The following is a 19,464-nucleotide window of genomic DNA, read 5'->3' as shown; positions in this document are numbered from 1 at the left end:
GGAGTCAGCGACAACAGCGCCCAACACCGGATGCCATCAGCATGGCGCGAAGCCTAAAGAACGAAGCGCGGCCGGGCATCTCAGCCGCGCCGCTTCAGACACCGCCCGGCCCGGTCACGGGTAAAAAGTCAGGCCGAGAGAAAAGCCGAGGCGCTACATCGCCCGGCCGCGCTCCACCCGGTAGCGGCGCACCAGTGCGTCGGTGGAGCTGTCGGTCTGCGGTTGGGGGGAGGCGTCGTCGGTCAGCACCGGCAGCAGCGCCTTGGCCTGCGTCTTGCCCAATTCCACGCCCCACTGGTCGAAGGAGTCGATGCCCCACACCACGCCCTCGGTGAAGACCTGATGCTCGTAGAGCGCGATCAGCTGGCCCAGCACCGACGGGGTGAGCCGGGTGGCCAGAATCGAGGTGCTCGGCCGGTTGCCCGGCATCACCTTGTGCGCCACCACATCTGCGGGCGTGCCTTCCGCAGCGATCTCCTCGGCGGTCTTGCCGAACGCCAGCACCTGGGTTTGGGCGAAGAAGTTGCTCATCAACAGGTCGTGCATGCTGCCGGTGCCGTCGGCGGTGGCCAGGTCGTCGAGGGGTTGGGCGAAGCCGATGAAATCTGCCGGCACCAGGCGGGTGCCTTGGTGCAGCAGCTGGTAGAACGCGTGCTGGCCGTTGGTTCCCGGCTCACCCCAAAAGATCTCGCCGGTGTCGGTGGTCACCGGGGTGCCGTCGGCGCGGGTCGACTTGCCGTTGGATTCCATGGTGAGCTGCTGCAGATACGCCGCGAAGCGGTCCAGGTCGTTGGCGTAGGGCAGCACCGCGCGGGACTGGGCGCCGAAGAAGTTGGAGTACCACAGCCCGATCAGGCCGAGCAGTGCAGGCGCGTTGGATTCCAGTGGCGCGGTGCGGAAATGCTCGTCGACGATGTGGAAGCCGGCCAGGAACTCCGCGAAGCGCTCCCGGCCGATCACCGCCATCACCGACAGCCCGATCGCCGAATCCACCGAGTATCGGCCGCCGACCCAGTCCCAGAAGCCGAACATGTTCGCGGTGTCGATGCCGAACTGCGCCACCCGCTCGGCGTTGGTGGAGACCGCCACGAAATGCTTCGACACCGCGGCATCGCCCAGGGCGTCGGTCAGCCAGCGCCGGGCGGCGGTGGCGTTGGTCAGTGTCTCCAGCGTCGAGAACGTCTTGGAGGCCACGATGAAAACCGTGGTAGCGGGATCCAGGCCGGCCAGCTTGGCGGTCAGGTCAGCCGGATCGACGTTGGAGACGAACCGGGCCGAGATCCCGGCGTCGGCGTAGTGGCGCAACGCCCGGTCGACCATCACCGGGCCGAGGTCCGAGCCGCCGATACCGATGTTGACGACGGTCTCGATGCGTTTCCCGGTGGCGCCGGTCCATTCCCCGCTGCGCAGCCGGTCGGTGAAGTCGCCCATAGCGTCGAGCACCGCATGCACCTCAGCGACGACGTCTTGACCGTCGACGTTCAGGTCGGCGTTGCGCGGCAGCCGTAAGGCGGTGTGCAGCACCGCCCGATCCTCCGAGGTGTTGATGTGCACCCCGGCGAACATCGCGTCACGCCGGTCCTGGAGGCCGGCCGCCCGGGCCAGATCGAGCAGCAGGCCCACCGTCTCCTCGGTGATGCGGTGCTTGCTGTAGTCGATGTAGAGGTCACCGACGGTGACGGTGAACTTCTGGCCCCGCTCGGGATCGTCGGCGAAGAGCTGACGCAGGTGGGTGTCGGCGATCGCCTGGTGATGCTTGCGCAACGCGTCCCAGGCTGGGGTGGCGGTGATGTCGGGGATCTGTTGGACCGAGCTCATTCCCCGACAGTAGCCCCGGCGCGGGGCTGATCAGTGACCGAGCCGCCCGCGGCCCAGCCGCAGCAGCAGCATCGCCAGGTCCTTGCCGTCCTGGCCGAGCTCGCTGTAACGCTCGAGCACCTTCATTTCCCGGCTGTGCACCAGTCGGGTGCCGCCGGAGGCCATCCGGGCTCTGCCGATCTCCTGGGACACCTCGGTGCGGCGCTTGACCGCGGCCAGGATCTCGGCGTCGAGCCGGTCGATCTCATGGCGCAGTTCATCGATGTCGGGCAGCTGTTGGGGTTGGGCAGTCATGGGTTCGGACTCCAGATTCTCGCTGTTGGTGTTTTCTGGTCCCATCGGCGATCCGGCCTCACACAACAGACGAGCCCCGGGTCGGCGAAGCGGACCGCGGGGCTTGGCGTTGCAGCTAAACCACGGGCACCGCTGACCGGTACCCGTAGAAAAATCGACGCTGCATGTCGAGCACGAACCGAGTCTGCCACTAAGGGCCGTGCCAGCGCAAAGAGTGTCCCCGTACGGCGGTACGTTGGGTTGCGTTATGACAGTGCATGCGACTTCGCAAACCGATCACCTGCTCGACGGGCTCAACCCGCAGCAGCGCCAGGCCGTGCTGCACGAGGGCTCGCCGCTGCTGATCGTCGCAGGGGCCGGCTCGGGCAAGACCGCGGTGCTCACCCGGCGCATCGCCTACCTACTGGCCGCCCGTGACGTCGGCGTGGGGCAGGTGCTGGCGATCACCTTCACCAACAAGGCCGCCGCCGAGATGCGCGAGCGGGTGGTGGGGCTCGTCGGCCCGCGCGCCCGCGCGATGTGGGTGTCGACGTTCCACTCCACCTGCGTGCGGATCCTGCGCAACCAGGCCTCGGTGGTTCCCGGGCTGAACTCCAACTTCTCGATCTATGACGCCGACGACTCGCGGCGGCTGCTGTTGATGATCGGGCGCGACATGGGCCTCGACGTCAAACGGCACTCACCCCGGCTGTTGGCCACCGCCATCTCCAACCTGAAGAACGAACTGATCGACCCCGAGCGGGCGCTGGCCGAGCTCACCGAGGACTCCGACGATCTGAGCCGGGTGGTGGCCGCGGTGTACGCCGAATACCAGCGCCGGCTGCGGTCGGCCAATGCGCTGGACTTCGACGACCTGATCGGCGAGACCGTGGCGATATTGCAGGCCTTCCCGGAGATCGCCCAGCACTACCGGCGCCGGTTCCGGCACATCCTGGTCGACGAGTATCAGGACACCAACCATGCGCAGTACGTGCTGGTGCGCGAGCTTGCCGGCCACACCGTCGAAGGCGGCCCCGCCGACCCGGACCTGCCGCCGGCGGAGCTGTGCGTGGTCGGTGATGCCGACCAGTCGATCTACGCCTTCCGCGGCGCCACCATCCGCAACATCGAGGACTTCGAACGCGACTACCCGGACGCGACGACTCTGCTGCTGGAGCAGAACTACCGCTCCACCCAGAACATCCTGTCGGCGGCCAATGCGGTGATCGCCTGTAACTCCGGGCGGCGGGAGAAGCGGCTGTGGACCGACGCCGGTGACGGCGAGCTGATCGTCGGCTATGTCGCCGACAACGAACACGACGAGGCGCGGTTCGTGGCGCAGGAGATCGATGCCCTGGCCGACGGCGGCACCGTCAACTACGGCGACATCGCGGTGTTCTACCGCACCAACAATGCGTCACGGTCGCTGGAAGAGGTGTTCATCCGCGCCGGCATCCCCTACAAAGTCGTTGGCGGCGTGCGCTTTTACGAACGCAAAGAGATCCGCGACATCATCGCCTACCTACGGGTGCTGGACAACCCCGGTGATGCGGTCAGTCTGCGGCGCATTCTCAACACCCCGCGCCGCGGCATCGGGGATCGTGCCGAGGCGTGCGTGTCGGTGCACGCCGAGAACACCGGCACCGGTTTCGCCGCCGCATTGACGGCCGCCGCCGAGGGTGGCGTGCCGATGCTCAACAGCCGTTCGCAGAACGCGATCGCCGCCTTTGTGGCGATGCTCGAGGAGCTGCGGGCGCACCTGAACACCTGCGACGACGACCTCGGCAACCTGGTGGAGCTGGTGCTCGACCGCACCGGCTACCGCGCCGAGCTCGAATCCTCCACCGATCCACAAGATCTGGCCCGGCTGGACAACATCAACGAACTCGTCAGCGTCGCCCACGAATTCAGCATCGACCGGGCCAACGCGCTGGCCGATCAGGAGGTCATCCCCGAGGAAGAGGACATCCCCGACGCCGGGGTGCTGGCCGCGTTTTTGGAGCGGGTCTCGCTGATCGCCGACACCGACGAGATTCCCGAACACGGTTCGGGCATGGTCACGCTGATGACGCTGCACACCGCCAAGGGCCTGGAGTTCCCGGTGGTGTTCGTCACCGGCTGGGAGGACGGCATGTTCCCGCACATGCGGTCGCTCGGGGATGCCCGCGAGCTGTCCGAGGAACGCCGGCTGGCCTACGTCGGCCTGACCCGGGCGCGGCAACGGCTCTATTTGAGCCGGGCCAAGGTGCGCTCGTCGTGGGGCCAGCCCATGCTGAACCCGGAATCGCGCTTCCTGCGGGAGATCCCCCAGCACCTCATCGACTGGCGGCGCACCGATGCCACGGCGTCACCCAGCGCTCCGGTCAGCGGCGCCGGCCGGTTCGGCGCGCCGCGGCCGGCGCCGGGCCGCTCCGGCAACCGGCCGCTGGTGGTGCTGGCGCCCGGGGACCGGGTATCGCACGACAAGTACGGCCTGGGCCGGGTGGAGGAAGTCTCCGGGGTGGGGGAGTCGGCGATGTCGCTGATCGACTTCGGCAGTTCCGGGCGGGTCAAGCTGATGCACAACCACGCGCCGGTGACCAAGCTCTAAACGCCCAGCCACCGTCTGGTTGCCGGGTGCAGGGCCGCCACCACGGTGACGACCTGGATGACCGGGATGACGTGCACGATCCCCGGTACCCGGGCGCCCGCGAGGAACAGGCTGCCGAAGGTCAACAGCGCCACCACCGCGCCGACCGCGATCAGGTAGCGGCCGATCGGGCGTCGCAGCAGCAGCATGATCACGCCGGACACCGTCGTCCCCGCGAACACCAGACTCAAGAAGCCGACCGCGACGCAGAACAGCCGGTCGGTGTGCCACCAGCTGGCGATCAGGTCGGTGGAGACCACCGACGTGGCCCAGCAGCCGATGATGGCGAACACGCAGGCGCTGATCGGGACCGCGGCCGATGAGTAGTGGACCCGCTCCGGCGGCGCCATCTCGGCGGGCCGCATCGCCGGCGGTATCCGCGCCGCGCCGGTGACAACGGGGATGGCGCCGGTAGGGGCCCGGCGGATGATACGGCTGGGCGCGCTGGCCGGGTCGGCTTCCGAGGCGCCGGAAGGCCGAGCACCCGTGGGCGGCTGGTGGCGGTCGGTCACCAACCCAGGTTAAGCGAAATTGATGCCGCGCTTGGCGAGCCAGGCGGTCGGATCGATCCGGCTGGTGCCGTTCTGCAGCACCTCGAAGTGCAGGTGCGGGCCGGTGGAGTAGCCGCGGTTGCCCATCTCGGCGATCTGGTCGCCGGCCATCACGCGCTCGCCGACGCTGACCAGGGACCGGTTGATGTGCCCGTAGAGCGTCACGGTGCCGTCGGAATGGCGCAGCTTGACCAGCATGCCGTAGCCGGCGCTGGGGCCGGACTCGATCACCACGCCGTCGGAGGCCGCCAGGATGGGGGTGCCGATGGCGTTGGCGATGTCGATGCCGGCGTGCAGCACACCCCAGCGGTAGCCGAAGTTCGAGGTGAACGCGCCCTGGGTGGGCGCGACGAACAGCGGCCGCTGCAGCCGGGCCTCGCGTTCGGCGCGCTCCTGGGCGAACGCCACCCCCTTGGCCAGCTCTTCGTTGTGCACGACGACGTTGGCCGCGGCCTTGACCGTGATCATCTGCATGCCACGGCTGGAAGTGGTGGTGGTGCCGTCGTTCAGCGTCGTCTTGCTGGCCGCCAGCACGGCCGGCCGGTTCACGGTGTCGCCCGATGGGTGGGTGGCGGCGTGCGCGGCGGCAGCGGCCGCGCCGGCGGCCATCGCGGCGATCATCACGCGGCTCCTGACCGCGCTGGTGGGCTGGCTGCGGTGCTTTCCGCCCCGGACAGGCAGGCCGCCTGGCGCCCCGACTGCTTCCTGCGGTGGGCGATAGAGGTACTCGTCCGGGTAGCCGCCGCGGGGGAAGGCCAGCTGCAGGACCGGCATGTTGTCGGTGTCGGTCAGGTCGTCCAGCTCCGGGGCCAGCAGCACCTCAGTCGAGCCATCGAAGGCAGCGCCGGTAAACGCGGCGTCGCTGAAGGGGGTGTCGTCGAGCCGTCCGAACTCGTTGAACGGGATGATGTCGGTGACCTCGGCGGGGCCCGGAACCGAAGACCGGGTCCCAGCCGCCGCAACGCCGTTCCGATGGCGAGGGGTGACCCCGCCGGAAACCGGGCGCATGGGTGATCCGTGCTGCATCAGCCTGGAAGATCCTCTGGTCGTAATCAGAACGTTATAAAGACCTGGACCTGGTGACGGTAACCAGTTCCGCGCCCCGTCGGCAAGCCATCGGTCAAATAAGGCCACTAATGTGAAACGAATCACGTTTTGCGGGCGGTGAGATGTGCCACAGCGATGGTATGGGAGGGCGGAACCGCGCCGCGGGGTCGATACAGTGCCTCGGGAGTTAAATCCTCCTGAATCCGACAGTGCCGGCCTACCGGCTACCCGTAATAAGACAGTGAGCCCATGGATCTTTTCGAGTATCAGGCGAAGGAGCTGTTCGCCAAGCACAACGTGCCCACCACCCCCGGCCGGGTAACCACCTCGGCTGAGGACGCCAAAGCCATCGCCACCGAGATCGGCCGGCCCGTCATGGTCAAGGCCCAGGTCAAGGTGGGTGGCCGCGGCAAGGCCGGTGGCGTCAAGTACGCCGCCACCCCCGACGACGCGTTCACCCACGCCCAGAACATCCTCGGCCTGGACATCAAGGGCCACATCGTCAAGAAGCTGCTGGTCGCTGAGGCGAGCGACATCGCCGAGGAGTACTACATCTCCTTCCTGCTGGACCGCTCCAACCGCACCTACCTGGCGATGTGCTCGGTCGAGGGCGGCATGGAGATCGAAGAGGTCGCCGCCACCAAGCCGGAGCGGCTGGCCAAGGTGCCCGTCGACGCGGTCAAGGGTGTCGATCTGGCGTTCGCCCGCTCGATCGCCGAGCAGGGCCACCTGCCCGCCGAGGTGCTCGACGCCGCCGCGGTGACCATCCAGAAGCTGTGGGAGGTCTTCGTCGCCGAGGACGCCACCCTGGTCGAGGTCAACCCGCTGGTGCGCACCCCGGATGACCAGATCCTGGCGCTGGACGGCAAGGTCACCCTGGACGGCAACGCCGAGTTCCGCCAGCCCGGCCACGCCGAGTTCGCCGACCTGGACGCCACCGACCCGCTGGAGATCAAGGCCAAGCAGCACGACCTGAACTACGTCAAGCTCGACGGCGAGGTCGGCATCATCGGCAACGGCGCCGGTCTGGTCATGTCGACCCTGGACGTCACCGCCTACGCCGGTGAGAAGCACGGCGGCGTGAAGCCCGCCAACTTCCTCGACATCGGCGGCGGCGCCTCCGCCGAGGTGATGGCCGCCGGCCTGGACGTCATCCTGGGCGACAAGCAGGTCAAGAGTGTCTTCGTCAACGTGTTCGGCGGCATCACCGCGTGCGACGCGGTGGCCAACGGCATCGTGGCGGCGCTGGGCATCCTCGGCGACGCCGCGACCAAGCCGCTGGTGGTCCGGCTCGACGGCAACAACGTCGAGGAGGGCCGGGCGATCCTGGCCGAAGCCAACCACCCGCTGGTGACCCTCGTCGACACCATGGACGAGGCCGCCGACAAGGCCGCCGAGCTGGCGCACGCCGGAAAGGACGCATAAGCATGTCGATCTTCGTCAACAAGGACAGCAAGGTCATCGTCCAGGGCATCACCGGCAGTGAGGCCACCATCCACACCGCCCGGATGCTGCGGGCCGGCACCCAGATCGTCGGCGGCGTCAACGCCCGCAAGGCCGGCACCACCGTCACCCACGAGGACAAGGGTGGCCGGATGATCAAGCTGCCGGTGTTCGGTGGGGTGGCCGAGGCCATGGCGGCCACCGGCGCCGACGTGTCGATCGCGTTCGTGCCGCCGAAGTTCTCCAAGGACGCGATGATCGAGGCCATCGACGCCGAGATCGGCCTGTTGGTGGTCATCACCGAGGGCATCCCGGTGCAGGACAGCGCCTATGCGTGGGCCTACAACGTGGAGAAGGGCGCCAAGACCCGGATCATCGGGCCGAACTGCCCCGGCATCATCACCCCGGGCGAGTGCCTGGTCGGGATCACCCCGGCCAACATCTCCGGCACCGGGCCGATCGGGCTGGTGTCCAAGTCCGGCACGCTGACCTACCAGATGATGTACGAGCTGCGGGACTTCGGGTTCTCCACCGCGATCGGTATCGGCGGCGACCCGGTGATCGGTACCACCCACATCGACGCCATCGAGGCGTTCGAGAAGGACCCGGCCACCAAGGTGATCGTGATGATCGGTGAGATCGGCGGCGACGCCGAGGAGCGGGCCGCCGACTACATCAAGGCCAACGTCACCAAGCCGGTGGTCGGCTACGTCGCCGGGTTCACCGCTCCGGAGGGCAAGACCATGGGCCACGCCGGCGCCATCGTGTCCGGCTCCTCGGGCACCGCGGCCGCCAAGCAGGAGGCCCTGGAGGCTGCCGGTGTGAAGGTGGGCAAGACCCCGTCGGCCACGGCGGCGCTGGCTCGCGAGATCCTGCAGAGCCTGTAGGTCGGCATCGACTGTGCCGTTTCGTACGCCCGCCCCGGCGCGTCGCGTACGAAACGGCACAGTCGTCCCGTGAGAGGTGAGCATATGAGCATCGATCCGCGCACGCCCGTCGTCGTCGGCGTCGGGCAGGCCGCCGAACGCATCGACGACACCGACTACCGCGCCATGTCGCCGGTGGAGTTGGCCGCCGCCGCCGCGCAGGCCGCACTGGCCGACACCGGTGCCGATCCAGCGCGGGTCGCCCAGGCCATCGACGCGGTGGTGGCCACCCGGGCGTTCGAAAATTCGATCCCCAAAGCTCCTGCGCCGCTGGGCAAGTCGAACAACTTCCCGCGCTCGGTGGCCCGCCGGATCGGGGCGGACCCGGCTCGGGCGGTGCTGGACAAGGTGGGCGGTCAAGGCCCGCAGAAGCTGCTCAGCGAGTTCGCCGCCGAGATCGTGGCCGGCGCCGCGGACGTAGTGCTGCTATGCGGATCCGACGCCACCTCGACGCTGCGCCACTTCGCCAAAGCCGACGACAAGCCGGATTTCAGCGAGACCATCGACGGGCAGCTCGAAGACCGCGGCTACGGCCTGGAGGAGTTCGTCGAGCATTACACCGTCATTCACGGGCTCACCGGCGCACCGGTGCAGTACGGCCTGCTGGAGAACGCCCGCCGCGCCCGGCTGGGCCGCAGCACCGCCGACTATCTGCAGTCGATGGGCGAACTGTTCGCCCCGATGTCCAAGATCGCCGCGAAGAACCCGTTCTCGGCGTCGCCGGTAGAACGCTCGGTCGATGAGCTGACCACGATCAGCACCAGCAACCGGATGATCTGCGACCCCTACCCGCGGCTGCTGGTGGCGCGCGACCAGGTCAACCAGGGGGCGGCGGCGCTACTGATGTCGGTGGAGGCGGCCCAGCGCCTGGGCGTTCCGGAGGACCGGTGGGTGTACCTGCACGGGCACGCCGACATGCGCGAGCAGCGCCTGCTGGAACGCCCCGACCTGGGCGCCTACCCGGCTGCGGTGGCCGCCACCACCGAGGCGCTCGCGATGGCCGGGATCGGCTTCGACGACGTCGCGGCGATGGATCTCTACAGCTGCTTTCCGGTGCCGGTATTCAACATCTGCGACGCCTTCGGCCTGGCCGCCGACGACCCGCGCGGCCTGACCCTGACCGGCGGGTTGCCGTTCTTCGGCGGCGCCGGCAACAACTATTCGATGCACGCCATCGCCGAGGCTGTTGCCGCGGCCCGCAGTGCCCCAGGGCAATTCGCGTTCGTCGGCGCCAACGGCGGCATGCAGAGCAAGTACTCGGTCGGGGTGTACTCGGCCGTCCCGGCCCCGTGGACACCGGATCGCAGCGCCGAACGTCAGGCTCACATCGATGGCGGCGCAGCCGTGGCCGTCACTGAGCACGCCGACGGCCCGGCCACCATCGAGACCTACAGTGTCCGCTACGACTGGGAGACCCGGACCGGGATCGTCATCGGCCGGCTCGACGCCGACGGCAGCCGGTTCCTGGCGACCACCGAGGACGACGATCTGGTGGCGCTGCTCTCCGACGGCGAACCGCTGGGGACGCCGATTACGGTGCGCGCCCTGGACTACGGCAACCGCTGCTCGCTGCGCTAAGAACTGAGCCCCAGCTTGCCGGCCAGGCGTTCGACGTAGGCGGCGACTTCGGCTTCGGGCTTGTCGGGCAGGCCGAACAGCGTCTCGGTGACCCCGATCTCGGCCCAGTGCGCCAGCTTCTCGGGAACCGGCTTGAAGTCCAGCGCCACGATCTGCGGCGCCCCGTCGCGACCGGCGGCCGCCCAGGTGTCCTGCAGCAGCTTGACCGGTTCGTCGATGTCGAAATCACGCGGCGTGGTGATCCACCCGTCCGCACTGCGGGCGATCCACTTGAAGTTCTTCTCCGTGCCGGCTGCACCCACCAGCACCGGAATGTGCGACTGCACCGGTTTGGGCCAGGCCCAACTCGGCCCGAAGTTGACGAACTCGCCTTCGAAGGAGGCTTCCTCCTGGGTCCACAGCGCCCGCATCGCCTCGAGGTATTCGCGCAGCATGGTGCGCCGCCGCCCCGGCGGCACCCCGTGATCGGCCAGTTCATCGGTGTTCCAGCCGAACCCGACCCCGAGGCTGACCCGCCCACCGGAGAGGTGATCGAGGGTGGCGATCGATTTGGCCAGCGTGATCGGATCATGCTCGACCGGCAACGCCACGGCGGTGGACAACCGCACCCGCGAGGTCACCGCAGATGCGGCTCCCAGGCTCACCCACGGGTCCAGCGTGCGCATATACCGGTCATCGGGCAGTGACTCGTCTCCGGTGGTGGGATGCGCGGCCTGGCGTTTCACCGGGATGTGGGTGTGCTCGGGCACATAGAACGTGGTGAAGCCATGATCATCAGCGAGTTTGGCCGCCGCCGCCGGAGCAATACCACGGTCACTGGTGAACAACACAAGCCCGTAATCCATATCCGTGATTAGAACGTGTTCCTGTTCGGTGGGCAAACGGGGGGTCCCTTTCTTGCGCGGTGTTGACCCACCGGGCCCGGCCGCGAGTGCGCTAGCGTGGATGATCGAACCGCGCCGCACCGCTCACCGGCACCTGCCCCCAAGCACAGGAGAGGTCATGACCTACTCGCCCGGGAACCCCGGCTTCCAGCCTTCTCAGCCGCCAGGCTCCTACGGACCATCCACCCCGTCGTTCGCCAAGTCCGGCAGCGACGCCGAGAGTAAGTTGCCGCTGTACCTACAGATCGCGGTGGTGGTCCTGGGTTTCGGGGTCTACCTGGCGAACTTCGGGCCGATCGTCACCGTCACCGACGGTGAGTACCCGCTGATTCTCGGGGACGCCGGCCACACGGTTCCGCTCGCCGTGCTGGCGGCACTGCTGGCCGGGGCGGGCCTGCTGCCCAAGGCCAAGCTCTACACCGCGGTGGTCGCGGTGATCGCCTCGCTGGGCGCGCTGTTGGCGATTTCGACCATCGCCGATTCCGGCGACAATTACACGATCGGCTGGGGCTTGTGGCTGGTGCTGACCTTCAGCATCCTGCAGGCTGCGGCCGCGATCGGGTCGTTGCTGCTGGAGGCCGGCGTCGTCACCGCGCCCGCCCCGCGCCCCAAGTACGACCCCTACGCGCAGTACGGGCTGCCGCCCGGCGGCAACTATTACGGCCAGCCGGGCCAGCAGGGTTACGGGCACCAGGGCCAGTCCGGATACCCGTCCTACGGCGGTTACCCGTCGGCGCCGTCCACCGGAGGGTTTGGCGTCCAGGGCGCCCAGTCGGCACCGGGCTCCGCTTCGACGGGCGGATTCAGCTCCGGCGCCCAGCAGGCGCAGCAGTCGGCGCCGCAGGGGCCGCCGACCCCGCCGACCGGATTCCCCAGCTTCTCGCAGCCGCAGACCGGCGGTTCGGGCAGTTCCTCGACGGGTGGCCAGGGCGGATCCGGTCAGGGCCAGAGCTCGACCGGCGGCCAGCAGTCGCAGGGCGGCTCCGCCCCGTCGGGGCCGGCGCAGACCTAACCCGCGCCCGCGCGCCGAGTTGAACGTGCTCGCAGCGTGACACCGGTGGCCGGCGGAAGACCAGGTTCGAACCCGACTCGCGACCTGGTGCGGGTCGCGTTCGGCCCGTCCGTCGTGGCGTTGACGGTCATCGCAGCGGTGACACTGCTGCAGCTGCTGATCGCCAACAGCGACATGACCGGGGCGTCGGGTGCCATCGCCAGCATGTGGCTGGGTGTGCACCAGGTGCCGATCTCGATCGACGGCCGGGAGCTGGGCGTGCTCCCGTTGCTTCCGGTGCTGCTGATGGTGGCCGGAACCGCGCGGACTACCGCACAGGCCACGTCGGCGGATGCCTCCTGGTTCGTTGTGCGCTGGATCGTGGCGTCGGCGCTGGGCGGCCCGCTGCTGATCGCGGCGGTCTCGCTGGCTGTCATCCACGATGCGGCATCGGTGATCACCGAGCTGCAGACCCCGCACGCGCTGAACGCCTTCGCGCATGTCTTCGTGGTGCATGCGGCCGGCGCCGTGATCGGAGTGGGGTGGCGGATGGGCCGGCGGGTGCTGGCTGAGACGTCCCTGCCGGACTGGCTGGCCGACTCGCTGCGGGCGGCGGTCACCGGCATGCTCGCGCTGTTCGGGCTGGCCGGCGTGGTGACACTCGCCTCGCTGGTCCTGCACTGGGGGACCATGCACGAGCTGTATGCGATCACCGATTCGTTGTTCGGCCAGCTCAGCCTGACGCTGCTGGCGGTGCTGTACGTGCCCAACGTGCTCGTCGGCGCGGCGGCGATGGCGGTCGGATCGAGCGCGCACATCGGCCCGGCATTGTTCAGCGCGTTCACCGTGCTCGGCGGCGATATCCCGGCGCTGCCGATCCTGGCTGCGGCGCCCACCCCGCCACTGGGCCCGGTCTGGGTGGCGCTGCTGATCATCGGTGCCGCCTCGGGGGTGGCCGTCGGGCAACAGTGCGCGCGCCGGGCGCTGCCGCTGCTTCCCGCGCTGGCCAAGGTGCTGACCGCCGCGTTCATGTCGGCAGCCGTGATGGCCCTGCTCGGCTTCGCCGGCGGTGGGCGGCTGGGCAACTTCGGTGACGTCGGGGTGGATCAGGTCACCTTCGGCCCGGCGGTGTTCTGCTGGTTCGCCGCCATCGGCGCGTTGACGGTCGTGATGATCGGCGGTGTCAGTCGGGGTGCGGTCGGGGTGCGACCGATGTTGCCGCCCGCGCCGCCGAGGCAGCCCGAACCGGTCCCGGCGCCGGCCGAGGTGGTCGACCCACCAGAACCCGGCCAGCTCTTCGAGCCCGACGAGCTGTTCGAACCCGATGAGGTCACCGGGGGCGGTGAGCTGAGCTGGACGCCCGAACCCGAGCCACCGCGCGCGTCCGACCCGCACCCACCGACCCAACCGCCCGGGCCGCTGGAAGATCCCGAGGACCTGATGTTCACCGACGACGACGGGTTCGAGCGGCCCAGCTGATCCCGATGGCGGCGTCCCGCTGCGCCCGGCTCCGCCGCGGTTGCGAACGCCGCTAGGCTCCTTGACGTGCAACCGATCCACGTGGCCCCCAGCGCCCCGGCCCGCCTGGTGGTGCTGGCGTCGGGAACCGGATCGTTGCTCGAGTCGCTGCTGGCCGCCGCGGTGGGCGACTACCCGGCACGGGTGGTGGCCGTCGGTACCGATCGGGACTGCCGAGCGGTCGAGGTCGCCGAGTCGGCGGGCCTGCCGGTGTTCACCGTGCGGTTGGCCGACTATCCCGACAGGGCGGCATGGGATTTCGCGCTGGCGGAGGCCACCGAGGCACACGCGCCCGACCTGGTGGTCTCGGCCGGCTTCATGAAAATCCTGGGCTCGGAGTTTCTCACCCGGTTTCTCGGACGTACCGTCAACACCCACCCTGCGCTGCTGCCCGCGTTCCCGGGCGCGCACGCCGTGCCCGACGCGCTGGCCTACGGGGTGAAGGTCACCGGTTGCACCGTGCATCTGGTGGACGCCGGCACCGACACCGGCCCGGTGCTGGCCCAGGAACCGGTGGCCGTGCTCGACGACGACGACGAAGACACCCTGCATGAACGCATCAAGACCGTGGAGCGCAAGCTCCTGGTGGACGTGCTGGCCGCGTTGGCGACCGGCGGCGTGACCTGGACCGGAAGAAAGGCAACCATAGGATGACCGACGGCAAGCGACCGATTCGTCGGGCGCTGATCAGCGTCTACGACAAAACCGGCCTGGTCGATCTGGCCGCCGGCCTGCATGCCGCCGGTGTGGACATCGTCTCCACCGGGTCGACCGCGAAAGCGATTGCGGCCAAAGGTATTCCGGTGACGCCGGTGGAGCAGCTGACCGGTTTTCCCGAGGTCCTCGACGGCCGGGTCAAGACCTTGCACCCCCGGGTGCACGCCGGGCTGCTGGCCGACCTGCGCAAACCCGAGCATGCCGCGGCGCTCGGCGAACTGGACATCGCGCCGTTCGAGCTGGTGGTGGTCAATCTGTACCCGTTCAGCGAGACCGTGGACTCCGGCGCCGGCATCGACGAGTGCGTCGAACAGATCGACATCGGCGGGCCGTCGATGATCCGCGCCGCCGCCAAGAACCATCCCAGCGTCGCCGTGGTGGTCGACCCGCTCGGATACGACGGCGTGCTGGCTGCGGTCAACGCCGGCGGGTTCACCCTCGACGAACGCAAACGCCTGGCCTCATTGGCGTTTCGCCACACCGCTGAATACGACGTGGCGGTCGCCGGGTGGATGTCGTCGACGCTGGCGCCCGAGCAGCCGCGCCAGGCGATGCCCGAGTGGGTTGGGCGCACGTACCGCCGGTCGGCGCAGCTGCGCTACGGCGAGAACCCGCACCAGCAGGCCGCTCTCTACTGCGACAGTGGTGCCTGGCCGGGCCTGGCCCAGGCCGACCAGCTGCATGGAAAAGAGATGTCCTACAACAACTTCACCGACGCCGATGCGGCCTGGCGGGCGGCCTTCGATCACGAAGAGATCTGCGTGGCGATCATCAAACACGCCAACCCGTGCGGTATCGCGGTCTCGTCGACCTCGGTGGCCGATGCCCACCGCAAGGCCCACGAATGCGACCCGCTGAGTGCGTTCGGCGGGGTCATCGCGGCAAACACCGAGGTCAGCGTCGAGATGGCGGAGTTCGTCAGCACCATCTTCACCGAGGTCATCGTGGCGCCGGCCTACGAGCCGGGTGCCGTGGAGATCCTGGCCCGCAAGAAGAACATCCGGGTGCTGGTGGCCTCCGAACCGCTGCGCGGGGGCACCGAGTGGCGCCAGGTCAGCGGCGGACTGCTGATGCAGAGCCGCGACGGCCTCGACGCGCCGGGCGACGACCCGGCGAACTGGACGCTGGCCACCGGGTCACCGGCCGATCCGGCCACGCTGGCCGATCTGGCGTTCGCCTGGCGGGCCTGCCGGGCGGTCAAGTCGAACGCGATCGTCATCGCCGGAAACGGCGCCACCATCGGGGTGGGGATGGGCCAGGTCAACCGGGTCGATGCGGCCCGGCTGGCGGTCGAACGCGGCGGTGAGCGAGTGGCCGGCGCGGTGGCGGCCTCCGATGCGTTCTTTCCCTTCCCCGACGGCCTGCAGACGCTGACCGCGTCCGGGGTGAAGGCGATCGTGCATCCGGGCGGCTCGGTTCGCGACGACGAGGTGACCGCGGCGGCCGCCGAAGCGGGGATCACGCTGTACCTGACCGGGGCGCGGCACTTCGCGCACTGACCCACTGCGCCGAGTGTCGGGTTGCGTCACGCCAAGTCGCCGACAGCGTGCATCAATCCGACATTCGACCTTGACAAAAAGATTGCAGGCGCTCACTATCTAACTCATCGTCTGAGTGAGGAGTGCGCGTGGCCTACGACTTGATCATCCGCAACGGCCTGTGGTTTGACGGCCTCGGCAACACTCCGCAGATCCGCACCCTGGGCATCCGCGACGGCGTGGTCGCCGACATCGTGGCGGGGGAGCTGGACGAGACCGACTGCCCGGAGGTGATCGACGCGGCCGGCAAGTGGGTGGTGCCCGGCTTCATCGACGTGCACACCCACTACGACGCCGAAGTGCTGCTGGACCCCGGCCTGCGGGAGTCGGTGCGCCACGGCGTCACCACCGTGCTGTTGGGCAACTGCTCGCTGTCGACGGTCTACGCCGACGCCGAGGACGCCGCCGACCTGTTCAGCCGGGTGGAGGCGGTGCCGCGCAAGTTCGTGCTGGAGGCGTTGCAGTCCCGCAAGACCTGGTCGAACCCGGCCGAGTACGTGCGGGCCCTCGACGCGTTGCCACTCGGCCCCAATATCGGCTCCATGCTGGGGCATTCGGACCTGCGGACCGCGGTGCTCGGACTGGACCGCGCCACCACCGCCGGCGTCGTCCCGACCGACGCCGAGCTGGAGAAGATGGCCGCGCTGCTCGACGAGGGCCTCGACGCCGGGCTGTTGGGCATGTCCGGCATGGACGCGGCCATCGACAAACTCGACGGCGACCGGTTCCGGTCGCGAGCGCTGCCCTCGACGTTTGCCACCTGGCGGGAGCGCCGCCGGCTGATCAAGGTGCTGCGCAAGCGCGGCCGCATGCTGCAGAGCGCTCCCAATGTCCGTAAGCCGTTGACAGCGTTGAACTTCTTCTTGACCAGCAGTGGGATGTTCGGTCGGCGGCGCGGCGTGCGGATGAGTCTGCTGGTCTCGGCAGACGCCAAGTCGTCACCCGGTGCGGTGCGGGTCTTCGGGCCGGGGACCAGGCTGCTCAACGCCGTACTCGGCGCCAACGTCCGGTTCCAGCACTTGCCGGTGCCGTTCGAATTGTATTCCGACGGAATCGATCTGCCGGTATTCGAAGAGTTCGGTGCCGGCACCGCCGCGCTGCACCTGCGCGATCAGTTGGAGCGCAACGCCTTGCTGGCCGACACCGAGTACCGCCGCCGGTTCCGGAAATCCTTCGACCGCAAGAAGCTCGGTCCCACGTTATGGCACCGCGACTTCCACGACGCAGTGATCGTCGAATGCCCGGATGCGAGCCTGATCGGCAAGAGCTTCGGGCAGATCGCCGACGAACGCAAGCTGCACCCGCTGGACGCGTTCCTCGACGTTCTGGTGGACAACGGCGAACGCAACGTCCGCTGGACCACCATCGTCGCCAATCACCGGCCCAAGTACCTCGACAAGCTGGCCGCCGAGCCGACCATCCACATGGGGTTCTCCGATGCCGGTGCGCACCTGCGCAATATGGCGTTCTACAACTTCTCGCTGCGGCTGCTCAAGCGGGTCCGCGACGCGCAGGCGGCCGGGCGGCCGTTCCTGAGCGTCGAGCGGGCGGTGTACCGGCTGACCGCCGAGGTCGCCGACTGGTTTGGGTTGGACGCCGGCACGCTGCGCCGCGGCGACCGGGCGGACTTCGTGGTGATCGATCCGGCCGGCCTGAACGACGAGGTGGACGCCTACCACGAGGAAAAGGCCGAGTTCTACGGCGGGCTTTCCCGGATGGTCAACCGCAACGACGACGCCGTGGTGGCGACCGGGGTGGGCGGCACGGTGGTGTTCCGCGATGGCCAGTTCTGCGACGGCTACGGCACGACGGTGCGCTCCGGCCGCTTCCTGCGCGCCGGATCCCGTGAGCTGCAATCGGTGTAGCGCATGGCGAGAACCCAGCAGGAGCGTCGCGAGGCCACCGTCGCCCGGTTGCTCGACGCCAGCATCGCCACCATCACCGAGATCGGCTACGCCCGCGCGTCGGCCAAGGTGATCGCCGCGCGCGCCGGGGTCTCCGACGGGGCGTTGTTCCGCCACTTCGGCACCATGGGCGATTTCATGGCAGCCACCGCCCGCGAGGTGCTGCGGCGTCAGCTGGAGCTGATCGGTAAGCAGGTCGCGGAGATCCCGGCCGAGGGATCCGCGCTGGAAGCGGTATTGACCCTGCTGCGTGACCTGACCGGCAACGCCACCAACGCGGTGGTCTACGAGTTGCTGATCGCCGCCCGCACCGACGAGAAGCTGCGGACCACACTGTCGGACGTGCTGGACGAATACAGCGCGAAGATCTACGACACCGCCCGCGGATTTCCCGGCGCCGACGCATTTCCCGAGGAGCTGTTCCCCAGCGTGGTCGCGCTGCTCACCAACACCTTCGACGGTGCGGCGATCGTGCGGGCGGTGCTGCCGCAGCCGGAGATCGAGGCCAAGCGGATTCCGTTGCTGCTCAAGCTATTGGAGGGCCGTATCTGACCGTTGCGAGTCGACACTCGGCGGCGTAGCAGGCATCACGTAGTCGACGAAATCGGCAATCTCCTCCACGGCACGGCGCGCGTCGGGGTTGAAGTCGAAGGTGAGCTGGAACATGTGCAACGCGCGGTCGAAGACCTGCACCCAGTTCGGCACCCCGGCGGCGGTGAGTTTGTCAGCCAGCACGAAGGTGTCGTTGCGCAGCATCTCGTTGTTGGCGACCTGCAACAGGAACGGTCCCAGCCCGCGCAGCTCTGCTTCCGGGGGCATCACCGGCAGCTCGCGGGTGCCGTTGACGGTGGCGAACACCCGGTAGATGAACATGAACGCCATGAACGGAAAGAACGGATCGCGATGGGTGCGCGCCGCCTGCCGTTTGAGCTCCATGTCCGACGACGTCAGCGCCGACATCAATACCTGACCGGCCGGCGCCGGCAGGCCCGCATCTCGTGCCGTCAGCGCGGTGTTCACCGCCATCAGCCCGCCGGCCGAATCACCTGCCACCACAATGCGATCGGCGGTGAACCCGGCGTCCAGCACATGCTGATAGGCGCACAGGCCATCGGAGATGGCCTCGTCGATCCCGGCCAGCGGCGCCAGGCGGTACCCGACGTTGAACACCTTCGCGCCGGTGGCCGCCGAGAGCTTGCTGGCAAAACGCCGGTGCGAATTGAGGCCCAGCGTCACCAGCGCTGACCCGTGGAAGTAGACGATCACCCGGTCCGAGTCGCGGGCGGCGGGGGCCACCACCCACTCCGCCGGACAGTCGGTCAGCCGCTCCGGGGTCACCTCGGTGCCCGGCAGCGCCCGGATGTAGCGCATCGGTAGGTCGATGAGGTCCAGGCGGGCCCGCTGCAATCCGGCCGGCCAGACCCGGTTGACGATCATGCCGATGATCGTCAGTACGGCGATCGAAGTGCGCAGGAAGATCGCCGCCGCCACCGCCAGCAGCCGAGCCTGCCAGGAGGCCGGCCCGAAATAGGTCTGAGCCGGTCGATCACGCCATTCCGCAGAGTTCACGGTACCCAGGGTATCGGGTATTGGCCGGCCGGATGATGTGGGACGCCGTGACGGACTACCGCACCCGTCGTAGCGTGG

At 68.6% G+C, this 19,464-nt stretch carries 16 protein-coding genes; 10 read left to right on the top strand and 6 right to left on the bottom strand.

Going from position 1 to position 19,464, the window contains the following annotated elements; genetic code table 11:
- Positions 1–153: 153 nt before the first annotated feature.
- Entirely contained in the window at positions 154–1,818 is a 1,665-nt protein-coding gene (gene pgi, locus A5694_RS01995) for a glucose-6-phosphate isomerase (RefSeq protein WP_064920171.1), read from the bottom strand.
- 30 nt (positions 1,819–1,848) lie between these two features.
- Positions 1,849–2,157, bottom strand: a complete 309-nt coding sequence (locus tag A5694_RS01990; RefSeq protein WP_064920170.1) for a chorismate mutase — start codon at positions 2,155–2,157, stop codon at positions 1,849–1,851.
- A 202-nt stretch (positions 2,158–2,359) separates the two neighbouring features.
- Between A5694_RS01990 and pcrA the strand changes: the two genes are divergently transcribed.
- A complete protein-coding gene (pcrA, locus tag A5694_RS01985) occupies positions 2,360–4,681 on the top strand; it encodes a DNA helicase PcrA (protein WP_064920169.1) in 2,322 nt (773 codons plus the stop codon).
- Here pcrA and A5694_RS01980 read toward each other — a convergent pair.
- The gene (locus A5694_RS01980) at positions 4,678–5,232 is read right to left on the bottom strand and encodes a hypothetical protein (RefSeq protein ID WP_064920168.1); all 555 of its coding nucleotides are present in this window, start codon (positions 5,230–5,232) and stop codon (positions 4,678–4,680) included. The genes pcrA and A5694_RS01980 overlap by 4 nt on opposite strands.
- A 9-nt stretch (positions 5,233–5,241) precedes the next feature.
- A complete protein-coding gene (locus A5694_RS01975; RefSeq protein WP_064920167.1) occupies positions 5,242–6,279 on the bottom strand; it encodes a M23 family metallopeptidase in 1,038 nt (345 codons plus the stop codon).
- Between the two features lie 288 nt (positions 6,280–6,567).
- Here A5694_RS01975 and sucC point away from each other — a divergent pair, with 288 nt between their 5' ends.
- The 3 genes from sucC to A5694_RS01960 all read left to right on the top strand — a co-directional run bounded on the left by sucC (position 6,568) and on the right by A5694_RS01960 (position 10,265).
- Positions 6,568–7,743, top strand: coding sequence for an ADP-forming succinate--CoA ligase subunit beta (gene sucC / locus A5694_RS01970; RefSeq protein ID WP_064920166.1), 1,176 nt, complete (start codon positions 6,568–6,570; stop codon positions 7,741–7,743).
- Between the two features lie 2 nt (positions 7,744–7,745).
- Entirely contained in the window at positions 7,746–8,648 is a 903-nt protein-coding gene (gene sucD, locus A5694_RS01965) for a succinate--CoA ligase subunit alpha (RefSeq protein WP_064920165.1), read from the top strand.
- Between the two features lie 84 nt (positions 8,649–8,732).
- The gene (locus A5694_RS01960; protein WP_064920164.1) at positions 8,733–10,265 is read left to right on the top strand and encodes an acetyl-CoA acetyltransferase; all 1,533 of its coding nucleotides are present in this window, start codon (positions 8,733–8,735) and stop codon (positions 10,263–10,265) included.
- On the opposite strand, the gene A5694_RS01955 is transcribed toward A5694_RS01960, so the two are convergent.
- A complete protein-coding gene (locus A5694_RS01955) occupies positions 10,262–11,110 on the bottom strand; it encodes an LLM class F420-dependent oxidoreductase (RefSeq protein WP_064920163.1) in 849 nt (282 codons plus the stop codon). The genes A5694_RS01960 and A5694_RS01955 overlap by 4 nt on opposite strands.
- Positions 11,111–11,267: 157 nt before the next feature.
- Between A5694_RS01955 and A5694_RS01950 the strand changes: the two genes are divergently transcribed.
- The 6 genes from A5694_RS01950 to A5694_RS01925 all read left to right on the top strand — a co-directional run bounded on the left by A5694_RS01950 (position 11,268) and on the right by A5694_RS01925 (position 18,369).
- Entirely contained in the window at positions 11,268–12,161 is an 894-nt protein-coding gene (locus tag A5694_RS01950) for a DUF5336 domain-containing protein (RefSeq protein ID WP_064920162.1), read from the top strand.
- A 45-nt stretch (positions 12,162–12,206) separates the two neighbouring features.
- The gene (locus A5694_RS01945; protein ID WP_064920182.1) at positions 12,207–13,619 is read left to right on the top strand and encodes a cell division protein PerM; all 1,413 of its coding nucleotides are present in this window, start codon (positions 12,207–12,209) and stop codon (positions 13,617–13,619) included.
- 66 nt (positions 13,620–13,685) lie between these two features.
- A complete protein-coding gene (gene purN / locus A5694_RS01940; RefSeq protein ID WP_064920161.1) occupies positions 13,686–14,312 on the top strand; it encodes a phosphoribosylglycinamide formyltransferase in 627 nt (208 codons plus the stop codon).
- On the top strand, positions 14,309–15,874 hold the full coding sequence (gene purH, locus A5694_RS01935) for a bifunctional phosphoribosylaminoimidazolecarboxamide formyltransferase/IMP cyclohydrolase (protein WP_064920160.1): 1,566 nt from the start codon (positions 14,309–14,311) through the stop codon (positions 15,872–15,874). Before purN ends, purH begins: the two co-directional genes overlap by 4 nt.
- A gap of 128 nt (positions 15,875–16,002) precedes the next feature.
- Positions 16,003–17,778, top strand: a complete 1,776-nt coding sequence (locus tag A5694_RS01930; RefSeq protein ID WP_064920159.1) for an N-acyl-D-amino-acid deacylase family protein — start codon at positions 16,003–16,005, stop codon at positions 17,776–17,778.
- A gap of 3 nt (positions 17,779–17,781) precedes the next feature.
- On the top strand, positions 17,782–18,369 hold the full coding sequence (locus A5694_RS01925) for a TetR/AcrR family transcriptional regulator (protein ID WP_064920158.1): 588 nt from the start codon (positions 17,782–17,784) through the stop codon (positions 18,367–18,369).
- Here the strand turns inward: A5694_RS01925 and A5694_RS01920 are convergent.
- A complete protein-coding gene (locus A5694_RS01920) occupies positions 18,349–19,386 on the bottom strand; it encodes an alpha/beta hydrolase (protein ID WP_064920157.1) in 1,038 nt (345 codons plus the stop codon). The genes A5694_RS01925 and A5694_RS01920 overlap by 21 nt on opposite strands.
- Positions 19,387–19,464: the final 78 nt, after the last annotated feature.

The sequence above is a fragment of the Mycolicibacter sinensis genome, assembly GCF_001667945.1.
GTDB classification, from domain to species: domain Bacteria; phylum Actinomycetota; class Actinomycetes; order Mycobacteriales; family Mycobacteriaceae; genus Mycobacterium; species Mycobacterium sinense_B.
The sequence above is the reverse complement of the archived record's forward strand: the minus strand, read 5'-3'. Positions and strand labels throughout refer to the sequence as shown.

What these genes read in the sequence shown, in the direction of transcription:
- pgi (WP_064920171.1), bottom strand. Translation starts at nt 1,818, where the DNA reads ATGAGCTCGGTCCAACAGATCCCCGACATCACCGCCACCCCAGCCTGG.
- A5694_RS01990 (WP_064920170.1), bottom strand. Translation starts at nt 2,157, where the DNA reads ATGGGACCAGAAAACACCAACAGCGAGAATCTGGAGTCCGAACCCATG.
- pcrA (WP_064920169.1), top strand. Translation starts at nt 2,360, where the DNA reads ATGACAGTGCATGCGACTTCGCAAACCGATCACCTGCTCGACGGGCTC.
- A5694_RS01975 (WP_064920167.1), bottom strand. Translation starts at nt 6,279, where the DNA reads ATGCGCCCGGTTTCCGGCGGGGTCACCCCTCGCCATCGGAACGGCGTT.
- sucC (WP_064920166.1), top strand. Translation starts at nt 6,568, where the DNA reads ATGGATCTTTTCGAGTATCAGGCGAAGGAGCTGTTCGCCAAGCACAAC.
- sucD (WP_064920165.1), top strand. Translation starts at nt 7,746, where the DNA reads ATGTCGATCTTCGTCAACAAGGACAGCAAGGTCATCGTCCAGGGCATC.
- A5694_RS01960 (WP_064920164.1), top strand. Translation starts at nt 8,733, where the DNA reads ATGAGCATCGATCCGCGCACGCCCGTCGTCGTCGGCGTCGGGCAGGCC.
- A5694_RS01955 (WP_064920163.1), bottom strand. Translation starts at nt 11,110, where the DNA reads ATGGATTACGGGCTTGTGTTGTTCACCAGTGACCGTGGTATTGCTCCG.
- A5694_RS01950 (WP_064920162.1), top strand. Translation starts at nt 11,268, where the DNA reads ATGACCTACTCGCCCGGGAACCCCGGCTTCCAGCCTTCTCAGCCGCCA.
- purH (WP_064920160.1), top strand. Translation starts at nt 14,309, where the DNA reads ATGACCGACGGCAAGCGACCGATTCGTCGGGCGCTGATCAGCGTCTAC.
- A5694_RS01925 (WP_064920158.1), top strand. Translation starts at nt 17,782, where the DNA reads ATGGCGAGAACCCAGCAGGAGCGTCGCGAGGCCACCGTCGCCCGGTTG.